Origin of the sequence: Nocardioides sp., assembly GCF_035576065.1 — a bacterium.
Classification (GTDB): Bacteria; Actinomycetota; Actinomycetes; order Propionibacteriales; family Nocardioidaceae; genus Nocardioides.
Window position 1 is genome coordinate 126,175 of the sequence record NZ_DATLWX010000039.1, and the last position, 20,535, is coordinate 146,709.

Below are 20,535 nucleotides of genomic sequence, written 5' to 3' on the forward strand. Positions count from 1 at the left end.
TCCTCACCCGTAGGCCTGCCACGACGGCTTCGCTGCGTGCACCTCGCGGTAGTGGTCGGCACGCGCCAGACCGGCGGCCGCGCCGGTGTCGAGGAGCACCGTGCAGCGCGGATGGAGCTGGAGCACCGATGCCGGGCACGAGGCCGACAGCGCTCCCTCGACGGCGGACGCCACAGCGGACGCCTTGGTCTGACCGGTCGCGACCAGAAGCACGTGCCGGGCCTGCAGGATCGTGCCGAGGCCCTGGGTCAGCACGTGTCGCGGGACGTCGTCGAGCTTGTCGAAGAAGCGTGTGTTGTCGCGACGTGTCTGCTCGGTCAGCGTCTTGAGCCGGGTCGACGAGGACAGCGAGGAGCCGGGCTCGTTGAAGGCCAGGTGTCCGTCGGTGCCGATCCCCACCACCTGGAGGTCGATCCCGCCCGCTGACCTGATCGCGGCCTCGTAACGTTCGCCCGCTTGAGGCAACCCCGCCGGTTCCGGATCAGGGCTCGCCACCTGCTCCCGCGCGATACCGAGCGCGTCGGTGAGCTCGCAGAAGATCGTCTCGCGGTAGGTCTGCGGGTGGCCGACCGGCAGACCGATGTATTCGTCGAGGGTGAAGCACCTGACGGCATCGTACGACGGCGCGGCGCCCGCCGAGTGGCGGCGCGCCAGCTCCCGGTAGGCAGGGACGGGGCTCGAGCCAGTCGCCAGTCCGAGCACGGCTGCGGGCGTACGCCGCACGAGCGACTCCACGATGTCGGCGGCCAGGCGTGCGACGTCTTCGCCGGTGTCGAGGGGGACGACCTCCATCACTGACCCCGTGCGTCGTACGCCACGACCCCACCGACGACCGTGACGACCGGGACGAGGTCGTCGTCGACCAGGGTGAGGTCGCCCCGCAGGCCGGGCGCGATCCGGCCGCGCGTGGCGTCGCCCAGCACGGCCGCCGGCGTGGTCGTCGCGGTGGCGACTGCTTCGTCGAGGTCGCAGCCGGTGGCCGTTCGCAGCACGCGCAGGCAGGCAACGAGCGAGGCAGCAGAACCGGCCAGGGTCCCGTCGGCGAGCCGCACGGTCCCGTCGGCGACGAAGACCTCCTGGTCGCCGAGCCTCGTCTCGCCGTCAGGCAGTCCGAGGGCGGCCGTCGCGTCGGAGACGGACAGGAACCGACCCGGGCCGAGGGTGCGCCATGCGGTCCGCAGGAAGTCGTCGTGGACGTGGTGACCGTCGCAGATGACACCGGCCACGAGGTCGGACCGGCCGAGGGCGGCGCCGACGGGTCCTGGTTCGCGGGACAGCATCGGCGCCATCGCGTTGCCCAGGTGGGTGACGCACCGTGCGCCGGCCGCGACCGCTGCCTCGACGTCGGCGGTGCCCGCAGCCGTGTGCCCGAGCGACACGACGATGCCGCGGCCGACGAGCGCCTCGACGACCGCAATGGCGCCCGGCAGCTCCGGGGCGAGCGTCACCATCGTGACCCCGGCCTCTCGCGACCAGCCCTCGACCAGGTCGAGGGACGGCGGACGCAGCCACTGCTCGGGATGGGCGCCACGACGGTCGCGGGCGATCATGGGTCCCTCGAGGTGCAGGCCCAGCGGCAGGGCGCCGACCCAACCGACCGGAGGCCCGGCGGACAGGGTCGCGAGCGCGCGGCCCCGGGCTCGGGGCTCCGAGGTGATCACCGTCGGCAGCCAGCCCGTGACGCCGTACGCCGCAAGCGCCGCACCCACCTCCCACAGCCGCTCGGGCTGAGCCGTCACGTCGAGGCCGGCGGCGCCGTTGACCTGCAGGTCGATCAGGCCGGGCAGGACCGTCAGGCCGGTGGCGTCGAGCACGGGCCCGGACGACGGGGCAATTGCGCCGCCGGCGATGTCGACGTCGAGCGACCCCCCGCGGACCCGCATGTCGCTCATACCGAGCACTGGCCGCCTCACCGTCCCAACAGGGCCGCGCCGACCGCGGCGACGGGGTAGTCGGCAGGCACGACACGGATCCGGCCGGCAAGGTCCAGCGAGGTCAGGAAGGGTGATCCCGCGGCCTGGTCGCGCAAGGCCTGCTGCACGCCGATCCGCAGCGGCTCGCCCACCTGCGCAACACCGCCGCCGAGGTAGATGCTCACCGGGTCGACGGTCAGGCTCAGCACCCGCGCCGCGCTGGCCACGCCGGCGCAGAGCCGGTCGCGGACCGCGACGGCGGCGGTGTCTCCGCGTGCTGCCGCGGAGAACAACGCCGACGCAGCCGGCGCGTCCGGCGTGGGCCAGGCGCTGGCCAGGGCAGAACCGGAGGCGATCGTCTCCAGGCAGCCACGCTGGCCGCACTGGCAGGCGGCACCGAGCGGGTCGACCGGCACGTGGCCGACCTCCCCGGCGGCGCCGTGAGCGCCGCGCCGGAGCCGGCCGCCCAGGACGAGACCGGCTGCCAGACCGGTGCCGATGCTGATGTAGGCGATGTCCTCGGCGTCGTCGAGCGCGCAGGCGCCCAGGGCCGCGGCGTTGACGTCGTTCTCGACGACCACGGCCAGGTCGAGGCGTTGCGAGAGCAGGTCGCGCAGTCGCAGCCACTCGCCGTCGACACCGAGGTTGACGGCGTGCTTGACCGCACCGAGATCGACGTCCACGAGTCCCGGGACTCCGACCCCGACCGTCCCCGCAAGCCGCTCGCCGGTCGCCTCCCGCAGGCCTTCGAACACCCGGGTGGCGGTGTCGACCACCCCGTCCGCACCGAGGCGCGTCTGCTCGCGCACCTCGGCCACGATGGTGCCGTCCTGGCTGATCGCCACTCCGAGCGTCTTCGTGGCCCCGACGTCGAGCCCCACGTCCAGCTTCGCGCTCACCGCGTCCATCCCTTCTCGCGCAGCAGCGCTCTCACGGCTCGGACGCCCGGCCCGGAGACGCCATGCGTGCAGATTCTCGGGAGCCCAACCTCGTGGGGTCCCGGCCAGCCCCATTCGACAACCACCGCCGGCCGGCGCGACTCCTGAACACGCCGGAGCAGCTCACCGACCTCAGGTCGTCGGTGGGCGTCGCGGACCTGGACGACGAGCGCGCCCCGACCGGGCAGTGCGGCGTCAGGGGCCGCGGCGGCTCCGGGGTCCAGGACCCCGTCGGGCGACAGGCCCCACGGCACGTCACCCACGGCGATGTTGGCCTCGGTGGCGACACTCAGCACCCAGGCGTCGGTGAGGTCGGGCACCTCGCCCTCGATGACGAGCGCGCGGCGGGCTGCAGCGACCAGACGCTCCGCGTCGATGGCGTACGGCGCAGGCCGCGCCAACGCGTCGGCCATCGCCTCGATTCGGGCGACCGCGTCCTCGAGCCTGCTGCGTGTCAGCCGACCGGCACCCACCGCCGCCACGATCGCCGACTGGACGTCGCGGACGGATGCGGCGGACCGATCGGGCCCGAGGCAGAGCAGGTCGACCCCACTGATGAGGGCCTGGACGGCGGTCTCGGGGATCCCGCGCCCGGCGGAGGCGCCGGCCATGTCGAGCGCGTCGCTGACGATGACACCCTGGAAGCCGACCTGGTCCCGCAGCAGGTCGAGCACCGGTGCGCTCAGGGTGGCGGGGGCGCCGGGATCGACGACGGGCACCACGATGTGCGAGGTCATCACTGCGGCCACACCGCTGGTCACGGCAGCCTCGAAGGGCATGAGCTCGCGATGGGCGAGAGTGTCCCGATCGGCGTCGAGCGTGGGCAGGGCGAGGTGGCTGTCCACCGCGGTGTCGCCGTGGCCGGGGAAGTGCTTCACGCACGCCGCGACACCGCTCTCCTGGAGCCCGCGGGCCCAGGCGACCACGTGCCGGGCGACCAGGTCAGGCTCGGCGCCGAAGCTGCGGGTGCCGATGACGGGGTTGTCGGGGTTGGTGTTCACGTCAGCCACGGGCCCGAGGTCGAGGGTGATCCCGGAGGCCGCCAGCTCTGCTCCGACGGCCCGGCCGACGTCCTGGGTGAGCACGAGGTCGTCGACGGCTCCCAGGACGGCCGCGCCCGGCACCGGGCTGAGCCCGGAGGCGTGCAGCCGGGTGACGTCGCCACCCTCCTCGTCCACCGCGATGACAGCGCGTGGCGACGCCGCTCGGATCGCCGCGGTGAGCTCGGCCAGCGCACGGGGGCCGTCGGCGGTGTTGGAACCGAAGAGGCAGATACCGCCCAGACCGTCGGCGAGGAGCTCGCGTTGGTCGTCGGGCAGCGTCGTGCCGGCGAACGCGCCGAGGAGGACTCGCAGCGCGAGGGTCTCGAGATCGGTCGCTGGGCCGATCGCAGGGCCAGTCGCAGGGCCAGTCGCAGGGACGCTCATCCCTTCACCGCCCCGGCTGTGACGCCCTTGACCATCCGGCCCTGGACGATGAGGAAGAACACGATGACCGGGACCGCGATGAGGGTCGAGCCCGCCATGATCCCTCCCCAGTCGGTGCCGCGGTTGACGTCGGTGAAGGTGGAGAGCCACAACGGCAGGGTGCGACGGTCCTCGCGGGTCATCACCACGAGGGCGAGGGTGAACTCGTTCCAGGCCTGGATGAAGCCGAAGACGCCCGTCGCCACGAGCCCGGGCGCGAGGAGCGGCAGGGTGATCCGGAAGAAGGCCTGCGTGCGGGTGCAGCCGTCGACCATCGCCGCCTCCTCGAGCTCGAAGGGGATCCCGGCCACGAAGCCGCGCAGGGTCCAGATCGTGAAGGGCAGCACGCCTGCGACGTACACCAGGGTCAGGCCCACGACGGTGTTGAGGAGCTCCGCGGTCTCGAGCATCTTGTACTGGGAGATGAACAAGCCCTCCGCCGGGATCATCTGGATGACCAGCAGGGTGACGACGAACGACATCCGGCCGCGGAACCGGAAGCGGGAGACCGCCACCGCCGCGAGGAAGGCGAAGAGCAGCGCTACGACGATCGTCAGGCCGGTGACGGCCAGGCTGATCTTCAGCGAGCTGACGAACTGGTCGGTCGAGAAGACGGTGCGGTAGTTGTCGAGGCTGCCGCCGAACGGCATCCACGTCGGGGTCGGGCTGCGGATCTCGTTGCGCGCGAGGAACGAGCTGTTGATCATCCAGTAGACCGGGAACGTGGAGGCCAGGATCGCCACGATGCCGATGCTGTTGGCCATGATCGTGGTCGGCCGGGACGCCGTACGAGCCATCAGCTCTCGCCCTCCTGTCTGAGCATGGCGCGGATGTAGGGAGCGGTGAGCACGACGGTGAGGGCGAGCATGAAGATCGCCACGGCTGCCGAGGTGCCGAAGTCGCCCCCGCCGATGCCCAGGCGGTAGATGTACGTGCCGAGCAGGTTGGTGTCGCGCGCGCTGCCGCCCGCCTCCTGCAGGAGGAAGATCTGGGTGAACACGCGGAGGTCCCAGATGACCTGGAGCAGGCCCACCACCAGCAGGACGGGCCGGATCGACGGCAGCACGACGTGCCGCACGCGTCCCCACGGGCTGGCACCGTCCATCTCGGCGGCCTCGAGCAGCTCCAGGGGGAGCTGGATGAGGGCTGCGTAGACGGTGAAGGCCACGAACGGCACGCTCATCCACACCACGACCACCGTGGCCACGAAGAAGAAGGACAGCGGCTCGAGCAACCAGGAGTGGCCGGCGTAGTCGAGCCCGCCTCGCGTCAACAGGTAGTTGACGACGCCGTACTGCGTGTCGAAGAGCCACTGCCAGACCGTCAGGGAGGCGACCACGGGCATCGCCCACGCGAGCAGGAGCCCGGTCTGCACGGCCAGGCGGACGCCGCGCGACATGTAGCGCATGGTGAGCGCCAGGCCCACGCCGAGCACCATGGTGATGGCCGCGTTGACCAGGCAGAAGAGCACCGTTCGCAGGGTGACCCGCCACAGGTAGGGGTTGGCGAGGAGCTCGGTGTAGTTGTCGAGGCCCACCCACTCCGGCGGACGTCCGAACTGTTGCGCGAGTCCGAAGTCCTGGAAGGAGAGCACGATCTGTCGTACGAGCGGATAGCCCAGTGCCAGGAGGATGGCGAGCACCGCGGGGAGCAGGAAGACGTGCGGCAGCGAGATGCGCCTCGAGATGCTGCCCGAGAGGTTGCCCGAGAGGTTGCCCGAGAGTCTGCGGAGCCGACGGGGCGCCGTCGTGGTGGCGGGCATCGGTCCTCCTTCCGGTGGTCGCGGATCGCAGCACGTTGTCGTGGTCTTGTCCGGGCAGGGCTCAGTGTCCTCGTCCGGCGGGCGTGGCGCCCGCCGGACGAGGGGTGGTGACCTGGTGAGCGTGGTCAGCCGTTGAGCTGGGCGTTCAGCTCTTCGTCGGCCTTGGCCGCCAGCTCCGCGACGTCGCCGCCCTGGGCGATGTCACTGAAGAGGTCCTCCAGGACCCGTGAGCCCTCCACGCTGGCCCAGCCCGGCGCTGCCGGCGTGAGCTTGGCGTTGGAGGCCGCCTCGACCGTGGCCGAGGCATATTCGTCGTCACCGAGCAGCGTCGCCAGCGAGGTGCGGGCCGGTGTCAGTCCAGCCTCGGCCATGAGGGTCTGGTAGTCCTCGCTGAGCATCAGGGCGATGGCCTCCTGGGCCAGCTCCTGGTTGGCGGACTTGGCCGCGACGGCGAGATCGGATCCGCCGAGCAGCACCGGGGCGGGCTCGCCGTCCGCGCCCGGCATCGCGAAGACGCCGATCTGCTTGGCGTGCCCGTCGGGGCAACCGGTCTCGGGATCCTCGATGAGTCCCTTGACCCAGCCCGGCGTCGACATCATGCCGACCTCGCCGGCACAGAACGGCGTCCAGGGGTCGGCCTCGTTGCCGTCCTTGGGCGCACCCGAGGCCTGCATGAACAGCTCCTGCGCGGTCTCGAGACCGGCCACGGACTCGGGCGAGGAGAGCGCGCCTGTCCACTCGCCGCCGTCCTCGACTGCGAGGTTGCCGCCGGCCGCCCAGACGAAGGCGGCGCCGTTGCGCCAGTCCTGGCCGGGGAACCAGAAGCCGGAGAAGTTGGCCGGCTTCGGGTTGCCCTCCTTGAGCGTCACTGCGGCCTGGACGAACTCGTCGAGCGTGGTGGGCACCTCGAGGCCGGCCTTCTCGAAGAGGTCCTTGCGGTAGAAGATGTACTTCGAGCCGGCGTAGTAGGGCACGGCATAGGTCTCGCCGTCGATGGTCGCGCCGTCGACGAATCCCGGCAGCAGGTCGTCGCCGCCGAGGTCGTCGAGCTCGTCGGTCAGCGGTGCGAACGCACCGGCGGACGTGAACGTCGGCGCCTGGGTGTTGCCGATCTCGACCACGTCCGGCGTCTCGGACTCGCTGGAGAGGGCGGTGGTCAGCTTCTCCACCAGACCGTCCCACTCCTGCTGCTCGATGGTCAGCGTGGAGCCGGGGTTCTCCTCCTCGAAGGTCTCCTTGAGCCAGGCACGGGCTTCCTCGGGGGTGTCGGTGCCGTTGAGCCAGACCCGGATGTCGGCCTTCTCGGCCCCTCCGCCGACTCCGTCCTTGTCGTCCTTGTCCGAACCGCACGCGGCCAGGCCAGCGACGGCCAGGGTGGCCGTCACCGCTGCTGCCAGCGACTTCTTGATGCGCACCACAGTGTTCCTCTCTTGCCTCTCCACGAGTGGAGTTCCGGTTCCAGGCACGGCCTCGAGGCAGGTCCTGGGGTGCCGGTCGTCCTGCTGACGACCGTGCGTGTGGGGGTGGGGGGTCATGAGACGCCGAGCTCTCCGGCGAGCACGAGCACGGCTGCGCCGACGATGACGACGTCTTCGCCGAGGGTGGAGGTGCGGATCAGGAGTCCCTCGGAGCTCACCGGCATGGTCCGGGCTCGGATCGTGCGGTCGGCCGCGTCGCGCAGAGGTCCGTCGAGCAGCTCGGTGGGACCGCTGAGGACGATCTCGTGGAGGTTGAGCATGCCGACGACGGGCGCCAGGGCAATCCCGAGCTGCTCTCCCACCTGGGCCAGCACCTGTGCGGCGTCCGCGCCGCGCTCTTCCAGGCGGCGTCGCAGGCGGGGTACGGCGAGCACCGTCTCCAGGCACCCGACGCGCGAGCACGCGCACCGCTCGCCCTCGGTGTCGACGACGACGTGCCCGATCTCGCCGGCCGCGCCGAGGTGGCCGTGGAGCAGGGACCCGCCGAGGACCAGGCCGGCGCCGACGCCGGTGCCGACGCGAAGCACCAGGAGACCACCGTCGCCGGACTCGCCGAAGGTGTGCTCCCCGAGGACGGCCGTGTTGGCGTCGTTGGCGACGAAGACGGGCACGCCGAGGGTCTCGGCGAGGCTGGCCGCCAGGGGCATGCCGGACCACGAGAGGTTGGGGGCGTCGATGACGGTGCCGGTCTCGTCGACGACACCCGGGCTGCCCACTCCGACGCCGAGGACCGGCCGCTCGGTCATCGCCATGAGGTCGGTGGCGAGGGTGTGGACGAGAGCGACCGCGGCAGTGCCGACCGCGCCGTCGAGGGACACCTCGTGCCGCGCCTGCACCTCCCCGGCCAGGTTGAGGACCGCACCGGTGAACCGGTCGGTGGCCGAGAGGTCGATGCCGATGACGTGGGTCGAGTCGACGGAGAGCCCGAGCAGGGTCGGCGGCTTGCCGACCCGACTCTCGGCAGGCGCCCCGAGCTCGGCAACGAGGCCCTCTGCCAACATGGCCTTCACCAGGTCGGACACGGTGACCCGCGTCAGCCCGCTCGAACGCGAGAGGTCGGCGCGGCTGGCCGGGCCCTCGCGGAAGAGCTGCTGGAGCAGGAGGGAACGGTGGTGCCGACGGGAGTCCTCCTGGAGGAACTTGCCCGTGGGCCGCAGCGGCCGGCCGACTGGTGTGTGCGTGGTCACATTAGTTAGTTGACCGTACTTACATATTCCACGTCAAGAGTCTGGGCGTACCAAAATTCATTCGATGCCCGGTTGGGCGCTTCGAGCAGACCGGGCTCAGATGAGGTCGAGCGTGACGAGCGGGTCGCCCTCCTGGACGACGTCGCCGGCCGTGACCCTGATCCCCGTCACCCGACCCGCGTGCTCCGCCAGCACCGGGATCTCCATCTTCATCGACTCCAGGAGCACCACGACGTCGCCGGGCTCGATGGTGTCCCCGACCGCACAATCGACGCTGAGGACGCCTGCCACCATCTCGGCAAGGATCTCGGTCGACCGGGTGCGGGACATGCGTCGACGCTAGTGGTTACCGCGACGTAGCCGGGTGCCGAAGCAGGTGGCACCCGGTACGACGGACGTCATGAGGACTGAGTGTCCCAGCGCGCAGCCCTCATGACGTCCGGCGCCGCCAGGACGTCGCCGCGGCCCCTGGATCAGAGCTCGGCGAACCTCGACGGCTCGGGTCGGTGGGCGTCCGCCTCCTCGGCCCGGCGGCCGCGACGACCCCGGGGTGCAGTCAGGGCGAGGTCGAGCCGGACGAGCAGGTAGCCCAGCAACAGGCCGAGCACGAGCGAGTACGTCGCCCGGAGCCCGGCCTCCAGGAAGGAGCCGTCGGGATCGAGGAGGCCCTGCGCGAGGGGGACCGTCGCAGTCACGCCGAACGCGCACACCCACCAACCCTGACGACGACGGGCACGCTGGAAACAGCCCCAGAGGAGTGCCGGGATCCCCAGGAGGACCACCAGCGGTCGGGGGAAGGCGCCGATGCGTTCGGTGGTCCACTCGGTGAAGTCGAGCGCCGACCCGACGACCGAGCTGGCGCCGTACAGACGAAGGAGCTCTGCATAGACGAGGGTCAGCACGAGGACGACCACACCGACCAGCACCGCGATGAGTCCGCGGCGACCGAGTCCATGGATGCCGGCACCGAGGCGATAGACGACCCCGAACACCAGCGCCAGGGACAGCAGGATCGAGGTGTAGTCAAAGTGCGGTTGGGTGACCGAGGGCTCGAAGCCGACAGCGGCGAGTGCGGCGAGGACGGCGATCAGGGTCGAGAAGAGCACTTCGCGGGCGGCGCGCAGGAAGCTGATGGCCGGCACCGTCGCCATCACGGCGTAGGCGCCCCCGACCACCACGGTCAGGACGGCGGTGCCGGTCTGCAGGATCTGGCCGCCGATCACCACGGCCGCGAGACCGATCGCCAGTGCGAGCACCGTCGCGATCAGGGGGCGCCCGCCCGTCCGGTGCGCGAGAGCACCGCTCAGGACGGTGACGACTGCGATGGCGCCGGCTCCGTCGATCCAGGTCGGACCGACTCCCGCGATGGCCGAGCCCAGCGCGGCCAAGCCCGCCACCAGGAGCAGCAATGCCGCTGCGACGACCGCGCGACGCTGTCGCCCGGGCTCTCTGGTCGGCCCTGGGGTCGGCCCTGGGGTCGGCCCTGGGGTCGGTTCTGGGGTCGGCTCGGCGGTCGGTTCGGGGGCCCGTTCCGGAGCAGGCGCTGGGGCTGAATCGGTGGCGGGGGCAGCGCGCCTGGCCCCCGGCTCCGCCGCGTGCCCGACCGTCGGCAGCTCGGCCGCGAGCCTGGCGGCCAGCTCGTTCGGCTGTCGAGCCGCCTGTCTGCCCCTGAAGCGCCGCCGCTGCTTGGCCGGCTTCTCGGCGATCCGCCGTCCCTTCGCAGGGCTCCTGGGAGACCCCTCGGACGGCGTGGACACGGCGACGAGGCTACAGCCGACGGTTGGCGAGGGAGGGATTGGTACGCCGCGCCGCAGTCAGCACCGCACGCTGCAGCGTGGCGTCGAGCACCGCCTCGTCGGGCCCCGCTTCGACCAGGACGTCCCCGAGTGGGTCGACCACGATCGAGTGTCCGCAGTAGCGGGGAGCGGGCTGGCCGACGGCAACGACGAAGACGGTGTTCTCGATGGCGCGCGCTCGCACGAGCGTGCGCCAGTGGTCGACCTTGCGCTCCCCGGCGACCCAAGCAGACGGGACGACCAGCACCTCCGCTCCGGCGTCGACGAGCGCGCGGGCCAGCTCGGGGAAGCGCAGGTCGTAGCACGTCATCAGACCCACCCGGAAGCCGGCGAGGTCGACGACGGCCGGCGCGATGGAGCCGCCGGTGAGCCGGTCGGACTCGCGATAGCCGAAGCTGTCGTAGAGGTGGATCTTGCGATACTCCGCGCTGATGGCACCCCGGACGAGCAGGGTGTTGAGCGGGCGGTCGCGGTCGGGGCTCGTCTCGAACATGCCCGCCACGATCGTCGTGTCCATCCGAACGGCTGCCCCCTCGACGGCCTGGGCGAAGGGGCCGGTCAGCGCTTCGGCGTACGGCGCGAGCGAGTGGTCCGGCGGACCGAAGTCGCGGGCGAACGCCTCGGGCAGGACCACGAGGTCGGGCTGCCCGTCGGAGGTCAGCGAGGCGAGGCGCTCGCGATTGGCCACAGGGTCGAGGTCGCTCTCCCATTGGACGAGGCGGAGGCGAAGCTGGCTGGAGGGCTGGTCGCCGGGCTGGTCGGTCACTCCCCCAGCCTGCCAGTCCTGCGCCAACGCTGGGAGACTCGACGTGTGGACTTCGATCTCGGCGCGGCCGGCTTCTGCGGCGTCCTGCTCACGGGCGGTACGGCGGCGCGGATGGACGGCATCGACAAGAGCGGCCTCGAGCTGGGGGGTCGGACGCTGCTCGAGATCAGCCTGGACGCCTTCCTCGACGCCGATGAGGTGGTCGTGGTCGGTCCACCGACGGTGCCGACCGCCCGGCCGGTCACCTTCACCCGCGAGGACCCGCCGTTCGGAGGGCCTGTCGCCGGCCTGCTCACCGGCGTCGATGCGTTGCTGCGACCAGCCCGGCTCATCGGGGTGCTCGCCGTGGACATGCCCCACGTCTCGTCCGACACCTTCCGCCGGCTCCGCACGGCCTGCGCCGGCCGGGACGGCGCCTTCCTGGTCGACGAGACCGGTCGCCGCCAGCTGTGCGGGGTGCTGGACGCAGCCGCCCTGGCACGGGTCCGTCCCGGACTCCAGCGTCAGCACAACATGGCGTTGCGAGCACTCCTCGTCGACCTCGACCTGGCCGAGCTCCCGGGCATCGGCAACGAGCCTCGCGACATCGACACCTGGGCCGACCTTCGCGATCACGACGCCTGACACTTGCGGGGGACGGCCGATGACGACAGATTGGAGGAGTGAACCTCCACGACTGGATCGATGAGCTGTGCGACGTCCTCGACATCGAGACCGAGGTCGACGAAGGCCTCGTCCTCGACCTGGCTCGGATCGCAGCCAACGACGTGCAGAAGACCGCAGCCCCCATCACTGCCTACCTCCTCGGCGTCGCGGTCGGCTCGACGGACGCCAACCCGGAGGCCCAGGAGGTGCTGGCTGCCAAGGCCCAGGCCCTCGCCACCAGGTGGGACCGCCCGGCGGACGCCCCCGACCCCGACGACATCGACGACGACGTGCCCGACGACCGCGCTGTCGACCACAGCGGCGAACGCTTCGACGAGGACGAATAGCCGAGATGCGCGCAGTCATCGCCTCCGGGGCCGGAGGCCCTGACGTCCTGTCCGTCGGTGACGTCGACGAGCCCGTCATCGGCCCCGGCGAGGTGCTGGTCGACGTGGTCGCGACGGCGGTCAACCGGGCCGACACCCTGCAACGCCAGGGCTTCTACCCCGTGCCACCGGGAGGCTCGGAGATCATCGGGCTCGAGTGCAGCGGCACCATCGCCGAGGTGGGACCCGACGTCGACGGATGGTCGGTGGGTGACGAGGTCTGCGCCCTGCTGACCGGTGGGGGGTACGCCGCACGCGTGGCCGTCCCCGCCGGCCAGCTCATGCCCATACCGCCCGGCGTGTCGCTGGTCGACGCCGCTGCGCTGCCCGAGGTCGCGTGCACCGTGTGGTCCAACCTCTTCATGGTGGGCGGGCTGCGACCGGCGGAGCGGCTGCTGGTCCACGGCGGCGCAGGCGGGATCGGCACCATGGCGATCCAGCTCGCGACGGCGCTCCAGGCGCGGGTCTTCGCCACGGCCGGGTCGGCCGAGAAGCTGAGCGTGTGCGCCGACCTGGGGGCCGACGTCACCATCAACTACCGCGACGACGACTTCGTCGAGGTGCTCAAGGCGGAGGGTGGCGCCGACGTCATCCTCGACAACATGGGGGCGAAGTACCTCGCCCGCAACGTGGACGCCCTCGCGACCTCGGGGCGGCTGGTGATCATCGGCCTCCAAGGTGGGACGAAGGCCGAGCTCGACATCGCTGCCCTGCTCCGCAAGAGGGGTGCCGTGATCGCCACTGCCCTGCGCTCGCGCCCGGTCGAGGAGAAGGCGGCCATCTGCGCCGAGGTCGTGGAGCACGTGTGGCCGCTGGTCGCCGACGGATCCGTGGTGCCGGTGATCCACGCCCGCCTGCCGCTGTCGGAGGTGGCCGGCGCCCATCAGCTGATGGAGGACAGCGGGCACGTCGGGAAGATCGTCCTGACGCTCTGAGGGACCGGGCCCTAGGGTGGGCGCATGAGTGAGCAGCAGCCCGAGGCAGGCCAGACATCCCAGAACGGCGAAGAGCAGATCGTGGTGGTGGGCCCCGACGGACAGCCCGTCGGCACCATCCCCGCGAGTGCTCTGCCGGCCAGCCTGTCCCGCGACGGCGCCGACGACGACGGCGAGGGCGAGCGCCACATCACCGAGCTCGTGGAGCAGCCCGCCAAGGTGATGCGGATCGGTTCGATGATCCGCCAACTGCTCGAAGAGGTGAAGGCCGCCCCCCTCGACGAGGCGAGCCGCAACCGCCTCAAGGAGATCCACCAGGCGTCGATCAAGGAGCTCGAGGCCGGCCTGGCGCCTGAGCTCGTCGAGGAGCTGGAGCGGCTCTCGCTGCCCTTCACCGACGAGGGCGTGCCCTCGGAGAGCGAGCTCCGCATCGCCCAGGCCCAGCTGGTCGGGTGGCTCGAGGGCCTCTTCCACGGCATCCAGACGGCGATCTACGCCCAGCAGCTGCAGGCGCGCGGCCAGCTGGAGCAGATGCGCAAGGCCTTGCCGGGGATGTCCCCGAGCCAGCCGGGGCCGGACCAGGGCGGCCAGCCGATGCCGCCGCAGGGTCAGCCCGAGCCGGGTGGCTCCGGGGGCATGTACCTCTAGTCGGTCCGCTCAGGGAGGACGTCCGACGAATCGGTGCTCCTGGCCGCCCCATCGTCGGACGTCCCGGCGGACGTCCGACATTGCGGCAACCACCCCGTCGGACGCTGACGCGGGATGCGCCTAGTCCGTACGCCGCCGCCCGCGCCAGGCACGGTAGGCGAAGTACGCCAGGCAGGACAGGCTCAGCACGCCGAGGATGGCGCGGCCCGCGACGAACTGGTCGTAGCTGAGCCCAAAGGTCCGACGCTCCGCCCTCATGTAGCCGGGCGACGGCGCGGTGCCCTCCCCGAGTTCCGCGAGGAACGGGTCGTAGTACTGCTCGTCGAGTTCGGACACTCCGGACACCGACCTGCACACGTTGCTGGTGACCTCATCCTCCACGAGGTCGCCGAAGACGACCAGACCGTCGCCGGTCTGACCATGCACGGAGTAGTCGGCGCCCGGGTCGGTGCCTGCCACCCTGCTCACGACGTCGACGCGACGGGTGACCTCGCCCTTGAACACCCGGTCGACCCGCACTGTGGTGATCACGTCGTCGCCCGCCTCCCACCTCTTGGTGACGACGCCCGAGAAAGCCACGTCGCTCGTGTCGAGCAGAGCGAGGGAGGGTTCGACACACACCGCCGCTGCTGGACTCACAGTGAGCACGAGCGCACCCACAGCCGTCGAGAGGACGAGCAGGAGCCCTGCGAGAAGCCGGGCGAACGGCCTCACGTGCGGGCCAGGCGTCCCACGACAAGGAGCCCGAGGAACCCGATGAGCACCAACGCGCCGCCGGGGGCCGCGAGCCGGGCGACCGACGGGGGTGCGGCGTCCTCCACCTTCGTCATCGTCGGCGCCGGCGGTGGGGGCTCGAGGATCTCGGTGCCTGCGCCCAGCACGGCCTCGACCTCGGAGAGCCGCTTGTCGTTGGCCGGTCCCGAGCCGCCACAGGACGATGCGGTGTAGGGAGGAGTGTCGCCAGTGACCAGGAAGACGTAGTCGGTCCCGTTCTTGAGCTCGCCGAGGCCACAGGCCTGCGCGTCCTGGTTGGTCACGATCGCGGTGTCGCGTTCGACGGTGCCCTTGAAGGTGTGCGTGGCCAGGACGGCGTACTCGAACGTCCGATCGGTCTCGGTGACCCCCCTGACCTCTGCCATGAACACGGCATCGGCATCGTTGCTCTGCTGCTCGATGTCGGCCACCTGGCACTTGCAGGCGAAGGCTGGAGCAGCGGTGGCGAGCACCAGGCCCGACACAGCCAGCAACGCGGCGATGGCCAGCCGGGCAACGGTCATCAAGAGCATGAGGTCACCCTAGCGAGAGCGCGAACAGCCGACTCAGCACCTCGGCCACGCCGTCCTCGTCGTTGAGCGGGGCGACGTGGTCGGCCAGCGCCAGGACCGTGGGATGCGCGTTGGCCATCGCATAGGACGTCCCGGCCCACTCCAGCAGCGGCAGGTCGTTGGGCATGTCACCGAACGCGATCACCTCGTCGGCGCCGATGCCGAGGTCGGCCGCGAGGCTCGCCACGGCTGAGGCCTTCGTCACCCCGATGGCACTCATCTCGACCAGCGCCCTGTTCGACGACCACGTCGTGTTCACGAGGTGCCCGACAACCTCCTCGACCTGGCGCCAGAATTCCTCCGGGTCGAGGGTGCCGTGGACTGCCAGGAGCTTGACGACGTCGTCTCCGTAGATCGCGTCGAGGCCGCCCTGCGGCCGCTGCTGGAGGTCGTCGGGATGCGCCGGATAGGTCAGTTCGCTCGCCCAGCCGCCACCGTGCTCGACGGCGAACGTCGTGCCCGGCACGGCGGCACGCACCACGGCGGCAACCTCCAGCCCGACCGCACGCGGGATGGGTCGGACCGTCCGCACGGCGTGCGCTGCGACGTCGTAGACGATGCCACCGTTGCTGCAGATCGCCAGACCATGGCCGCCCACGTCGATCCACAGCGCCTCCATCCAGCGGATCGGCCGGCCGGTGGTGAAGACCACCGGGACGCCGAGGTCGTCCAGCGCGGCGAGGACCGCTCGGGTGCGCGCGGTCACCGTGCCGGCGGAGTGCAGCAGCGTGCCGTCGAGGTCGGTGGCGACCAGGCGCGGTCGAGGTGGGCGCACCTCAGTCATCGGAGACGGCCGTCTGCAGCGGCCGCGCCATCACGAGCTCGCCGTCCTCGTTGGCACCTCGGAGCTGCGTGAACCCGCACTTGGCGAGCACCCGGAGGCTCGCGGCGTTCTCGGGCGAGACCGAGGCACGCACGCGTACGCCGAGGGCGTCGGTCAGCACCAGCAGCGCGCGGACGGCCTCCGTGGCCACCCCACGACCTCGGCCGTCAGCGACCAGGCCATAGCCGATCTCTACCTCCGGCACCTCGTCTGCGGCCGGGGCAGGCGGACCGAAGAAGCCGATCGAACCGAAGACGACGTCGTCGAAGGTCCTGGCGATGTGGCGGGGGCCCCACACATCCCCGCTCTTGACCATCGAGGCGGCGTCGCGGTCGTCCTGGCGCGGATAGTCCGGGTGCCACCGCTGATCGCGATGCCCTTCCCTCATCCGCACGGCCTCTTCGGGGGAAACGAGGTCGAGCGTGAGCCGCTGCGTCGTGACTCGGGCGGGCAGGCTCACGGGAACCACCGGGACAGCTCCTGCGCAACACCGTCCTCGTAGACCGTTCCCGTGACGTGGTCGGCCGCGGCTCGCACCTCTTCGATGGCCTGGCCCATCGCCACGCCGCGACCCGCCCACTCGAGCATCTCGATGTCGTTTCGCCCGTCGCCGATCGCCAGCACGTCAGCGGGCTCGATGCCGAGCTCGTCGGCCACGCGCTGGAGCCCCGAGGCCTTGTGGACGCCCTTCGGCGTGAGGTCCAGCCAGGCGGTCCAGCCGACGACGTAGCCGATGGAGTGCAGACCGAGCTTGGCGGCGAGGTCGACGAAGTCGTCCGAGGTCGCCTCCGGGTCGCGGATGATCACCCGGCTCACCGGGTGGGCGACGATGTCGTCGACGTCGGTGATGATCATCTCGCCTGTGAGCTCGCCGTCCGGGAAGTGCCGGTTGACGCGGTAGCCGCGGCCGCGCTCCTCCACCGCGACGAGAGCGTTCGGATGGTGCTCCAGCACCGCCGCGACGGCCGGAGCAGCGTCGAAGGTCTCCTCGTGGATGACGTCGACGGGCGGGTAGCGAAGCACGACCGCACCGTTGGCCGCCACGATCCACGACCGCTCCTCGTCACCGTCGTGCATGTTGAGGAGGTCCGCGACCCGGGTCATGCCGTGGGGCGACCGGCCGCTCGAGAGCACCACGTGAGCACCGGCAGCAGCCGCGCGGTGGACGGCGGCGTACACCGCGGGGCGGATCTCCTCGTAGGTCTGACCTTCACCGTCGATCCACGCGAGCAGGGTGCCGTCGATGTCGAGCGCGACCAGGCGCGGTTGCCATCCATTCACGTCAGCCGTCACGTCAACGCGGGGCGACGGGGGTCAGGACCTCGAGGCCGCCGAGGTAGGGGCGGAGCGCCTCGGGGACCCGCACCGAACCGTCGGCCTGCTGGTGCGTCTCGAGGATCGCCACGATCGTCCGCGTGATGGCGGTGAGCGTGCCGTTGAGAGTGGCGACGGGACTGTTGCCGTCCGCTCCGCGCTGGCGGATGTCGAGGCGACGACTCTGGAAGTCGGTGCAGTTGGAGGTCGAGGTGAGCTCGCGGAACTTGCCCTGGGTCGGGATCCACACCTCGCAGTCGAACTTGCGCTGGGCACTGAGGCCCAGGTCGCCGGCGGCGACGTCGATGACGCGGTAGGCGAGCTCGAGCTTGTCGAGGAACTCCTTCTCCCAGTCGAGCAGTCGCTGGTGCTCGGCGTAGGACTCCTCGAGCGTGGTGAGGACGAACATCTCCACCTTGTCGAACCAGTGGACCCGGATGATGCCCTTGGTGTCCTTGCCGTGCGACCCGGCCTCCTTGCGGAAGCAGGGGCTGAAGGCGGCGTACCGCAGCGGCAGCTGCTCGACGTCGAGGATCTCGTCCGAGTGGTAGGCGGCCATCGGCACCTCGGAGGTCCCGACGAGGTAGAGGTCCTCGCCCTCGATGCGGTAGACGTCGTCGGCGGCCTGACCGAGGAAGCCCGTGCCCTCCATCGCGCGCGGCTTGACCATCGACGGCGCGATCACCTGCGTGAAGCCGGCGTTGCGTGCCTGGTCCATCGCCATGTTGACCAACGCCAGCTCGAGCTGGGCCCCGATGCCGGTGAGGAAGTAGAAGCGCGAGCCCGACACCTTGGCCCCGCGCTCGAGGTCGATGGCCCCGAGCAGCCGGCCGAGCTCGATGTGGTCGCGCGGCTCGAAGTCGAACTCCCGAGGGGTGCCGACGTGCTCGAGCACGACGAAGTCGTCCTCGCCGCCGGCAGGGGCCTCGTCGGCAGCGGGGTTGGGGATCGACTTCAGCGCCAGGTCCCACTCCACCTCCGCGGCGGTCTGGGTGGCCTCGAGGTCCTTCACCTCGGCCGACAACTCCTTGGTGCGCGCGAGCAGCGCCGCCTTCTCCTCGCCCTGTGCTTGGGCGACCTGCTTGCCGAGCGACTTCTGCTCGGCGCGCTTCGCTTCGTACGTCGCAATGGCACTGCGACGAGACTCGTCCGCGGCGAGGGCGCGGTCGACGACGTCCGTCGCCAGCCCCCGCTTGACCTGGGCGGCGCGGATGCGGTCGGGATCGTCACGGAGCAGGCGGGCGTCAATCACACCGTCAGGCTAGCCGTGCAGGGCGCAAGGCTGCACCCGGCATACTGACCCGATGCTCGACCGCCCCCGCTCCGTGTTCCTCGCCTGGGCAGCCGGCCTCGCCGCGCTGTTCGGAGTTCTCGCATATGCCGTCACGCAGATCGAGCGCTACCCCCTCGACGACCTCGATGCGTGGGGCCGCGACGCCAAGGACTGGGCCGACGACAACAGCACGCTGCTGCAGGTGCTCCGGGTCATCGAGGACGGCTTCGGCACGATCGGCATGACCGTGCTCACGGTGATCGTCGCCGGCGGCCTTCTGCTCAACAGGCACTGGCGAGCTGCCATCTACACGGTGGGGGTGATGCTCAGCATCTCGCTGATCACCACCGGGCTCAAGCTGTCGCTGGCCCGCGACCGTCCGGACTGGCAGGACACCACGCACATCCTGACGACCAAGTCGTTCCCGTCGGGGCACGCGTCGTCCATGGCGGCCCTGGCGGGGATCCTGGTCGTGCTGACGGTGATGCTGCTGCGCCGACAGAACCTGCGCCGCATCGCCTACTCCGCTATCGCACTGCTGGCCATCGTCGTCAGCCTCGACCGGATCCTGCTCGGCCGTCACTACCCCACCGACACCGTCGGCGGCACGTTGATCGGGGCGGCCTGCGCCATCGTCTGGCTGGCGATCTACAACCCGCTTCCACGCTCGCACGCGGCGAACATCGAACCCCTGCCGGAGGTCTACTCCTCCCAGCGACGGCTGGCCGCGGTGCTCAACCCGATCAAGGTGGAGGACGTCGGCCAGTTCCGCGACCTGGTCAACGCCATGGCGAAGGAGTCCGGCTGGTCCGAGCCACGCTGGCTCTACACGACCATCGAGGATCCCGGCGCCGGGATGGCCGCCAAGGCATCTGTCGACGGTGCCGATCTGGTGCTGGTGTGTGGCGGCGACGGCACGGTCCGGGAGGTGTGCGCCGAGCTCGCCGGGACCGGCATCCCGGTCGGCATCGTTCCCGCCGGCACCGGCAACCTGCTCGCGCGCAACCTCGACATCCCCCTCTACATCCGCTCGGCCATCGACGTCGCCCTCAACGGCCAGGACCGCGCGATCGACCTCGTCGACGTCAGCGGCGACGGCCTCGAGGACACCTGCTTCATGGTGATGGCCGGCATGGGCTTCGACGCGGCCCTGATGGAGGGCGTCAACGACGACCTCAAGGCCAGGGTCGGCTGGATGGCGTACGTCGTCTCGGGTCTCCGGTCCTTGCGGTTCCCGGCGGCGAAGTTCGAGATCCAGGTGGACGACCTGGAGGTGACGACGCACCGTGCCCGGACCGTCGTGGTCGGCAACGTCGGTTTCCTCCAGGCAGGCATGCCGTTGCTCCCGGACGCGTCCATCGACGACGGCCTGCTCGATGTGGTGATCCTGCACCCGAAGCGGTTCCTGTCGTGGATCCCGCTCGCGGTCCGCGTGCTCTCCAAGGGGCAGAAGTCGGACGAGCTCATCCACCGGCTCATCGGCGCCCGGGTGTCCATCCGCGCCTCCGCCGACACCCCTCGCCAGCTCGACGGCGACTCGGTCGGTGCCGGTCGTGAACTCCGGATGGAGTGCGTGCACGGTCGGCTGCTGGTCCGCGTCCCGCGCTGAGCTTCAGCCGAGGAACATGCTGCGTGGTCGGTCCCACACATCTGCTCAATGTGGATCGCGGGTCGTGGATCGCGGTTAAGGTTCGGCGGCCCCACCTTCGCGTTTGACTCTAGGAGCATTTCCTGTGCGCCCGAAACATGTTTCCGTGCTGGGCTTGTTGCTCGCCGTGTGTCTCGTTGCAAGCGGTATGTCGACCGCTGCTCTCGCAGGAACGAACGCTCCCGTTGAAACGGTGAAGATTGGTTCACCGTTGGTCGAGTCCAAGCCGAAG

The 20,535-nt window shown here is 70.8% G+C and carries 22 protein-coding genes; 5 read left to right on the forward strand and 17 right to left on the reverse strand.

Annotated features, from left to right (window positions below):
- Positions 1-3 precede the first annotated feature (3 nt).
- From VNJ48_RS16885 to VNJ48_RS16935, 11 genes are all read right to left on the reverse strand, one after another.
- Positions 4-792: a glucosamine-6-phosphate deaminase gene (locus tag VNJ48_RS16885; RefSeq protein WP_325604196.1), complete on the reverse strand. Its 789-nt coding sequence runs from the start codon at positions 790-792 to the stop codon at positions 4-6.
- Positions 792-1,892, reverse strand: a complete 1,101-nt coding sequence (gene nagA, locus VNJ48_RS16890) for an N-acetylglucosamine-6-phosphate deacetylase (RefSeq protein ID WP_325604199.1) — start codon at positions 1,890-1,892, stop codon at positions 792-794. Before nagA ends, VNJ48_RS16885 begins: the two co-directional genes overlap by 1 nt.
- A 17-nt stretch (positions 1,893-1,909) precedes the next feature.
- A complete protein-coding gene (locus VNJ48_RS16895; protein ID WP_414689964.1) occupies positions 1,910-2,812 on the reverse strand; it encodes an ROK family protein in 903 nt (300 codons plus the stop codon).
- Positions 2,809-4,278: a glycoside hydrolase family 3 protein gene (locus tag VNJ48_RS16900; protein WP_325604204.1), complete on the reverse strand. Its 1,470-nt coding sequence runs from the start codon at positions 4,276-4,278 to the stop codon at positions 2,809-2,811. The genes VNJ48_RS16895 and VNJ48_RS16900 overlap by 4 nt, the downstream gene beginning before the upstream one ends.
- Positions 4,275-5,114 (reverse strand): carbohydrate ABC transporter permease, encoded by an 840-nt coding sequence (locus VNJ48_RS16905; RefSeq protein ID WP_325604205.1) that lies wholly within the window; start codon positions 5,112-5,114, stop codon positions 4,275-4,277. Before VNJ48_RS16905 ends, VNJ48_RS16900 begins: the two co-directional genes overlap by 4 nt.
- On the reverse strand, positions 5,114-6,079 hold the full coding sequence (locus tag VNJ48_RS16910) for a sugar ABC transporter permease (protein ID WP_325604206.1): 966 nt from the start codon (positions 6,077-6,079) through the stop codon (positions 5,114-5,116). Before VNJ48_RS16910 ends, VNJ48_RS16905 begins: the two co-directional genes overlap by 1 nt.
- A gap of 125 nt (positions 6,080-6,204) precedes the next feature.
- Positions 6,205-7,494, reverse strand: a complete 1,290-nt coding sequence (locus VNJ48_RS16915) for an extracellular solute-binding protein (protein ID WP_325604208.1) — start codon at positions 7,492-7,494, stop codon at positions 6,205-6,207.
- A gap of 116 nt (positions 7,495-7,610) precedes the next feature.
- Positions 7,611-8,744 carry an ROK family transcriptional regulator gene (locus VNJ48_RS16920; protein ID WP_325604210.1) on the reverse strand — a complete coding sequence of 378 codons (1,134 nt, stop codon included), beginning with the start codon at positions 8,742-8,744 and terminating at the stop codon, positions 7,611-7,613.
- A gap of 96 nt (positions 8,745-8,840) precedes the next feature.
- Positions 8,841-9,074, reverse strand: coding sequence for a biotin/lipoyl-binding carrier protein (locus tag VNJ48_RS16925; protein ID WP_325604212.1), 234 nt, complete (start codon positions 9,072-9,074; stop codon positions 8,841-8,843).
- A gap of 143 nt (positions 9,075-9,217) precedes the next feature.
- Positions 9,218-10,501 carry a hypothetical protein gene (locus VNJ48_RS16930; protein WP_325604214.1) on the reverse strand — a complete coding sequence of 428 codons (1,284 nt, stop codon included), beginning with the start codon at positions 10,499-10,501 and terminating at the stop codon, positions 9,218-9,220.
- Positions 10,502-10,511: 10 nt separating this feature from the next.
- A complete protein-coding gene (locus VNJ48_RS16935; RefSeq protein ID WP_325604216.1) occupies positions 10,512-11,306 on the reverse strand; it encodes a carbon-nitrogen hydrolase family protein in 795 nt (264 codons plus the stop codon).
- A 45-nt stretch (positions 11,307-11,351) separates the two neighbouring features.
- Here VNJ48_RS16935 and mobA point away from each other — a divergent pair, with 45 nt between their 5' ends.
- Genes mobA through VNJ48_RS16955 form a run of 4 tightly spaced genes read left to right on the forward strand, consistent with a single transcriptional unit; the run spans position 11,352 to position 13,920 of the window.
- A complete protein-coding gene (mobA, locus tag VNJ48_RS16940; RefSeq protein ID WP_325604218.1) occupies positions 11,352-11,930 on the forward strand; it encodes a molybdenum cofactor guanylyltransferase in 579 nt (192 codons plus the stop codon).
- 38 nt (positions 11,931-11,968) lie between these two features.
- Complete coding sequence (locus tag VNJ48_RS16945) at positions 11,969-12,298, forward strand: DUF6457 domain-containing protein (protein ID WP_325604220.1); 330 nt, start codon at positions 11,969-11,971, stop codon at positions 12,296-12,298.
- Positions 12,299-12,303: 5 nt separating this feature from the next.
- A complete protein-coding gene (locus VNJ48_RS16950; RefSeq protein WP_325604222.1) occupies positions 12,304-13,272 on the forward strand; it encodes an NAD(P)H-quinone oxidoreductase in 969 nt (322 codons plus the stop codon).
- 24 nt (positions 13,273-13,296) lie between these two features.
- Complete coding sequence (locus VNJ48_RS16955) at positions 13,297-13,920, forward strand: bacterial proteasome activator family protein (protein WP_325604224.1); 624 nt, start codon at positions 13,297-13,299, stop codon at positions 13,918-13,920.
- A 120-nt stretch (positions 13,921-14,040) separates the two neighbouring features.
- On the opposite strand, the gene VNJ48_RS16960 is transcribed toward VNJ48_RS16955, so the two are convergent.
- From VNJ48_RS16960 to serS, 6 genes are all read right to left on the reverse strand, one after another.
- Positions 14,041-14,568 (reverse strand): hypothetical protein, encoded by a 528-nt coding sequence (locus VNJ48_RS16960; RefSeq protein WP_325604227.1) that lies wholly within the window; start codon positions 14,566-14,568, stop codon positions 14,041-14,043.
- Positions 14,569-14,630: 62 nt separating this feature from the next.
- Positions 14,631-15,206, reverse strand: coding sequence for a hypothetical protein (locus VNJ48_RS16965; RefSeq protein WP_325604229.1), 576 nt, complete (start codon positions 15,204-15,206; stop codon positions 14,631-14,633).
- A gap of 4 nt (positions 15,207-15,210) precedes the next feature.
- The gene (locus VNJ48_RS16970) at positions 15,211-16,020 is read right to left on the reverse strand and encodes an HAD family hydrolase (protein WP_325604231.1); all 810 of its coding nucleotides are present in this window, start codon (positions 16,018-16,020) and stop codon (positions 15,211-15,213) included.
- Between the two features lies 1 nt (position 16,021).
- Positions 16,022-16,528 (reverse strand): GNAT family protein, encoded by a 507-nt coding sequence (locus tag VNJ48_RS16975; RefSeq protein ID WP_325604233.1) that lies wholly within the window; start codon positions 16,526-16,528, stop codon positions 16,022-16,024.
- Positions 16,525-17,349 (reverse strand): HAD family hydrolase, encoded by an 825-nt coding sequence (locus VNJ48_RS16980; protein WP_325604235.1) that lies wholly within the window; start codon positions 17,347-17,349, stop codon positions 16,525-16,527. Before VNJ48_RS16980 ends, VNJ48_RS16975 begins: the two co-directional genes overlap by 4 nt.
- A 13-nt stretch (positions 17,350-17,362) precedes the next feature.
- Positions 17,363-18,634 (reverse strand): serine--tRNA ligase, encoded by a 1,272-nt coding sequence (serS, locus tag VNJ48_RS16985; RefSeq protein ID WP_325604237.1) that lies wholly within the window; start codon positions 18,632-18,634, stop codon positions 17,363-17,365.
- A 52-nt stretch (positions 18,635-18,686) separates the two neighbouring features.
- On the opposite strand from serS, the gene VNJ48_RS16990 reads away from it, so the two are divergent.
- The gene (locus VNJ48_RS16990) at positions 18,687-20,264 is read left to right on the forward strand and encodes a YegS/Rv2252/BmrU family lipid kinase (protein WP_325604239.1); all 1,578 of its coding nucleotides are present in this window, start codon (positions 18,687-18,689) and stop codon (positions 20,262-20,264) included.
- Positions 20,265-20,535 lie beyond the last annotated feature (271 nt).

Excerpts from the sequence above, each read along its gene's own strand:
- VNJ48_RS16900 (WP_325604204.1), bottom strand. The coding sequence starts at position 4,278 with ATGAGCGTCCCTGCGACTGGCCCTGCGACTGGCCCTGCGATCGGCCCA.
- VNJ48_RS16950 (WP_325604222.1), top strand. The coding sequence starts at position 12,304 with ATGCGCGCAGTCATCGCCTCCGGGGCCGGAGGCCCTGACGTCCTGTCC.
- nagA (WP_325604199.1), bottom strand. The coding sequence starts at position 1,892 with ATGAGCGACATGCGGGTCCGCGGGGGGTCGCTCGACGTCGACATCGCC.
- VNJ48_RS16925 (WP_325604212.1), bottom strand. The coding sequence starts at position 9,074 with ATGTCCCGCACCCGGTCGACCGAGATCCTTGCCGAGATGGTGGCAGGC.
- VNJ48_RS16955 (WP_325604224.1), top strand. The coding sequence starts at position 13,297 with ATGAGTGAGCAGCAGCCCGAGGCAGGCCAGACATCCCAGAACGGCGAA.
- VNJ48_RS16990 (WP_325604239.1), top strand. The coding sequence starts at position 18,687 with ATGCTCGACCGCCCCCGCTCCGTGTTCCTCGCCTGGGCAGCCGGCCTC.
- VNJ48_RS16910 (WP_325604206.1), bottom strand. The coding sequence starts at position 6,079 with ATGCCCGCCACCACGACGGCGCCCCGTCGGCTCCGCAGACTCTCGGGC.
- VNJ48_RS16885 (WP_325604196.1), bottom strand. The coding sequence starts at position 792 with ATGGAGGTCGTCCCCCTCGACACCGGCGAAGACGTCGCACGCCTGGCC.
- VNJ48_RS16905 (WP_325604205.1), bottom strand. The coding sequence starts at position 5,114 with ATGGCTCGTACGGCGTCCCGGCCGACCACGATCATGGCCAACAGCATC.
- VNJ48_RS16965 (WP_325604229.1), bottom strand. The coding sequence starts at position 15,206 with ATGCTCTTGATGACCGTTGCCCGGCTGGCCATCGCCGCGTTGCTGGCT.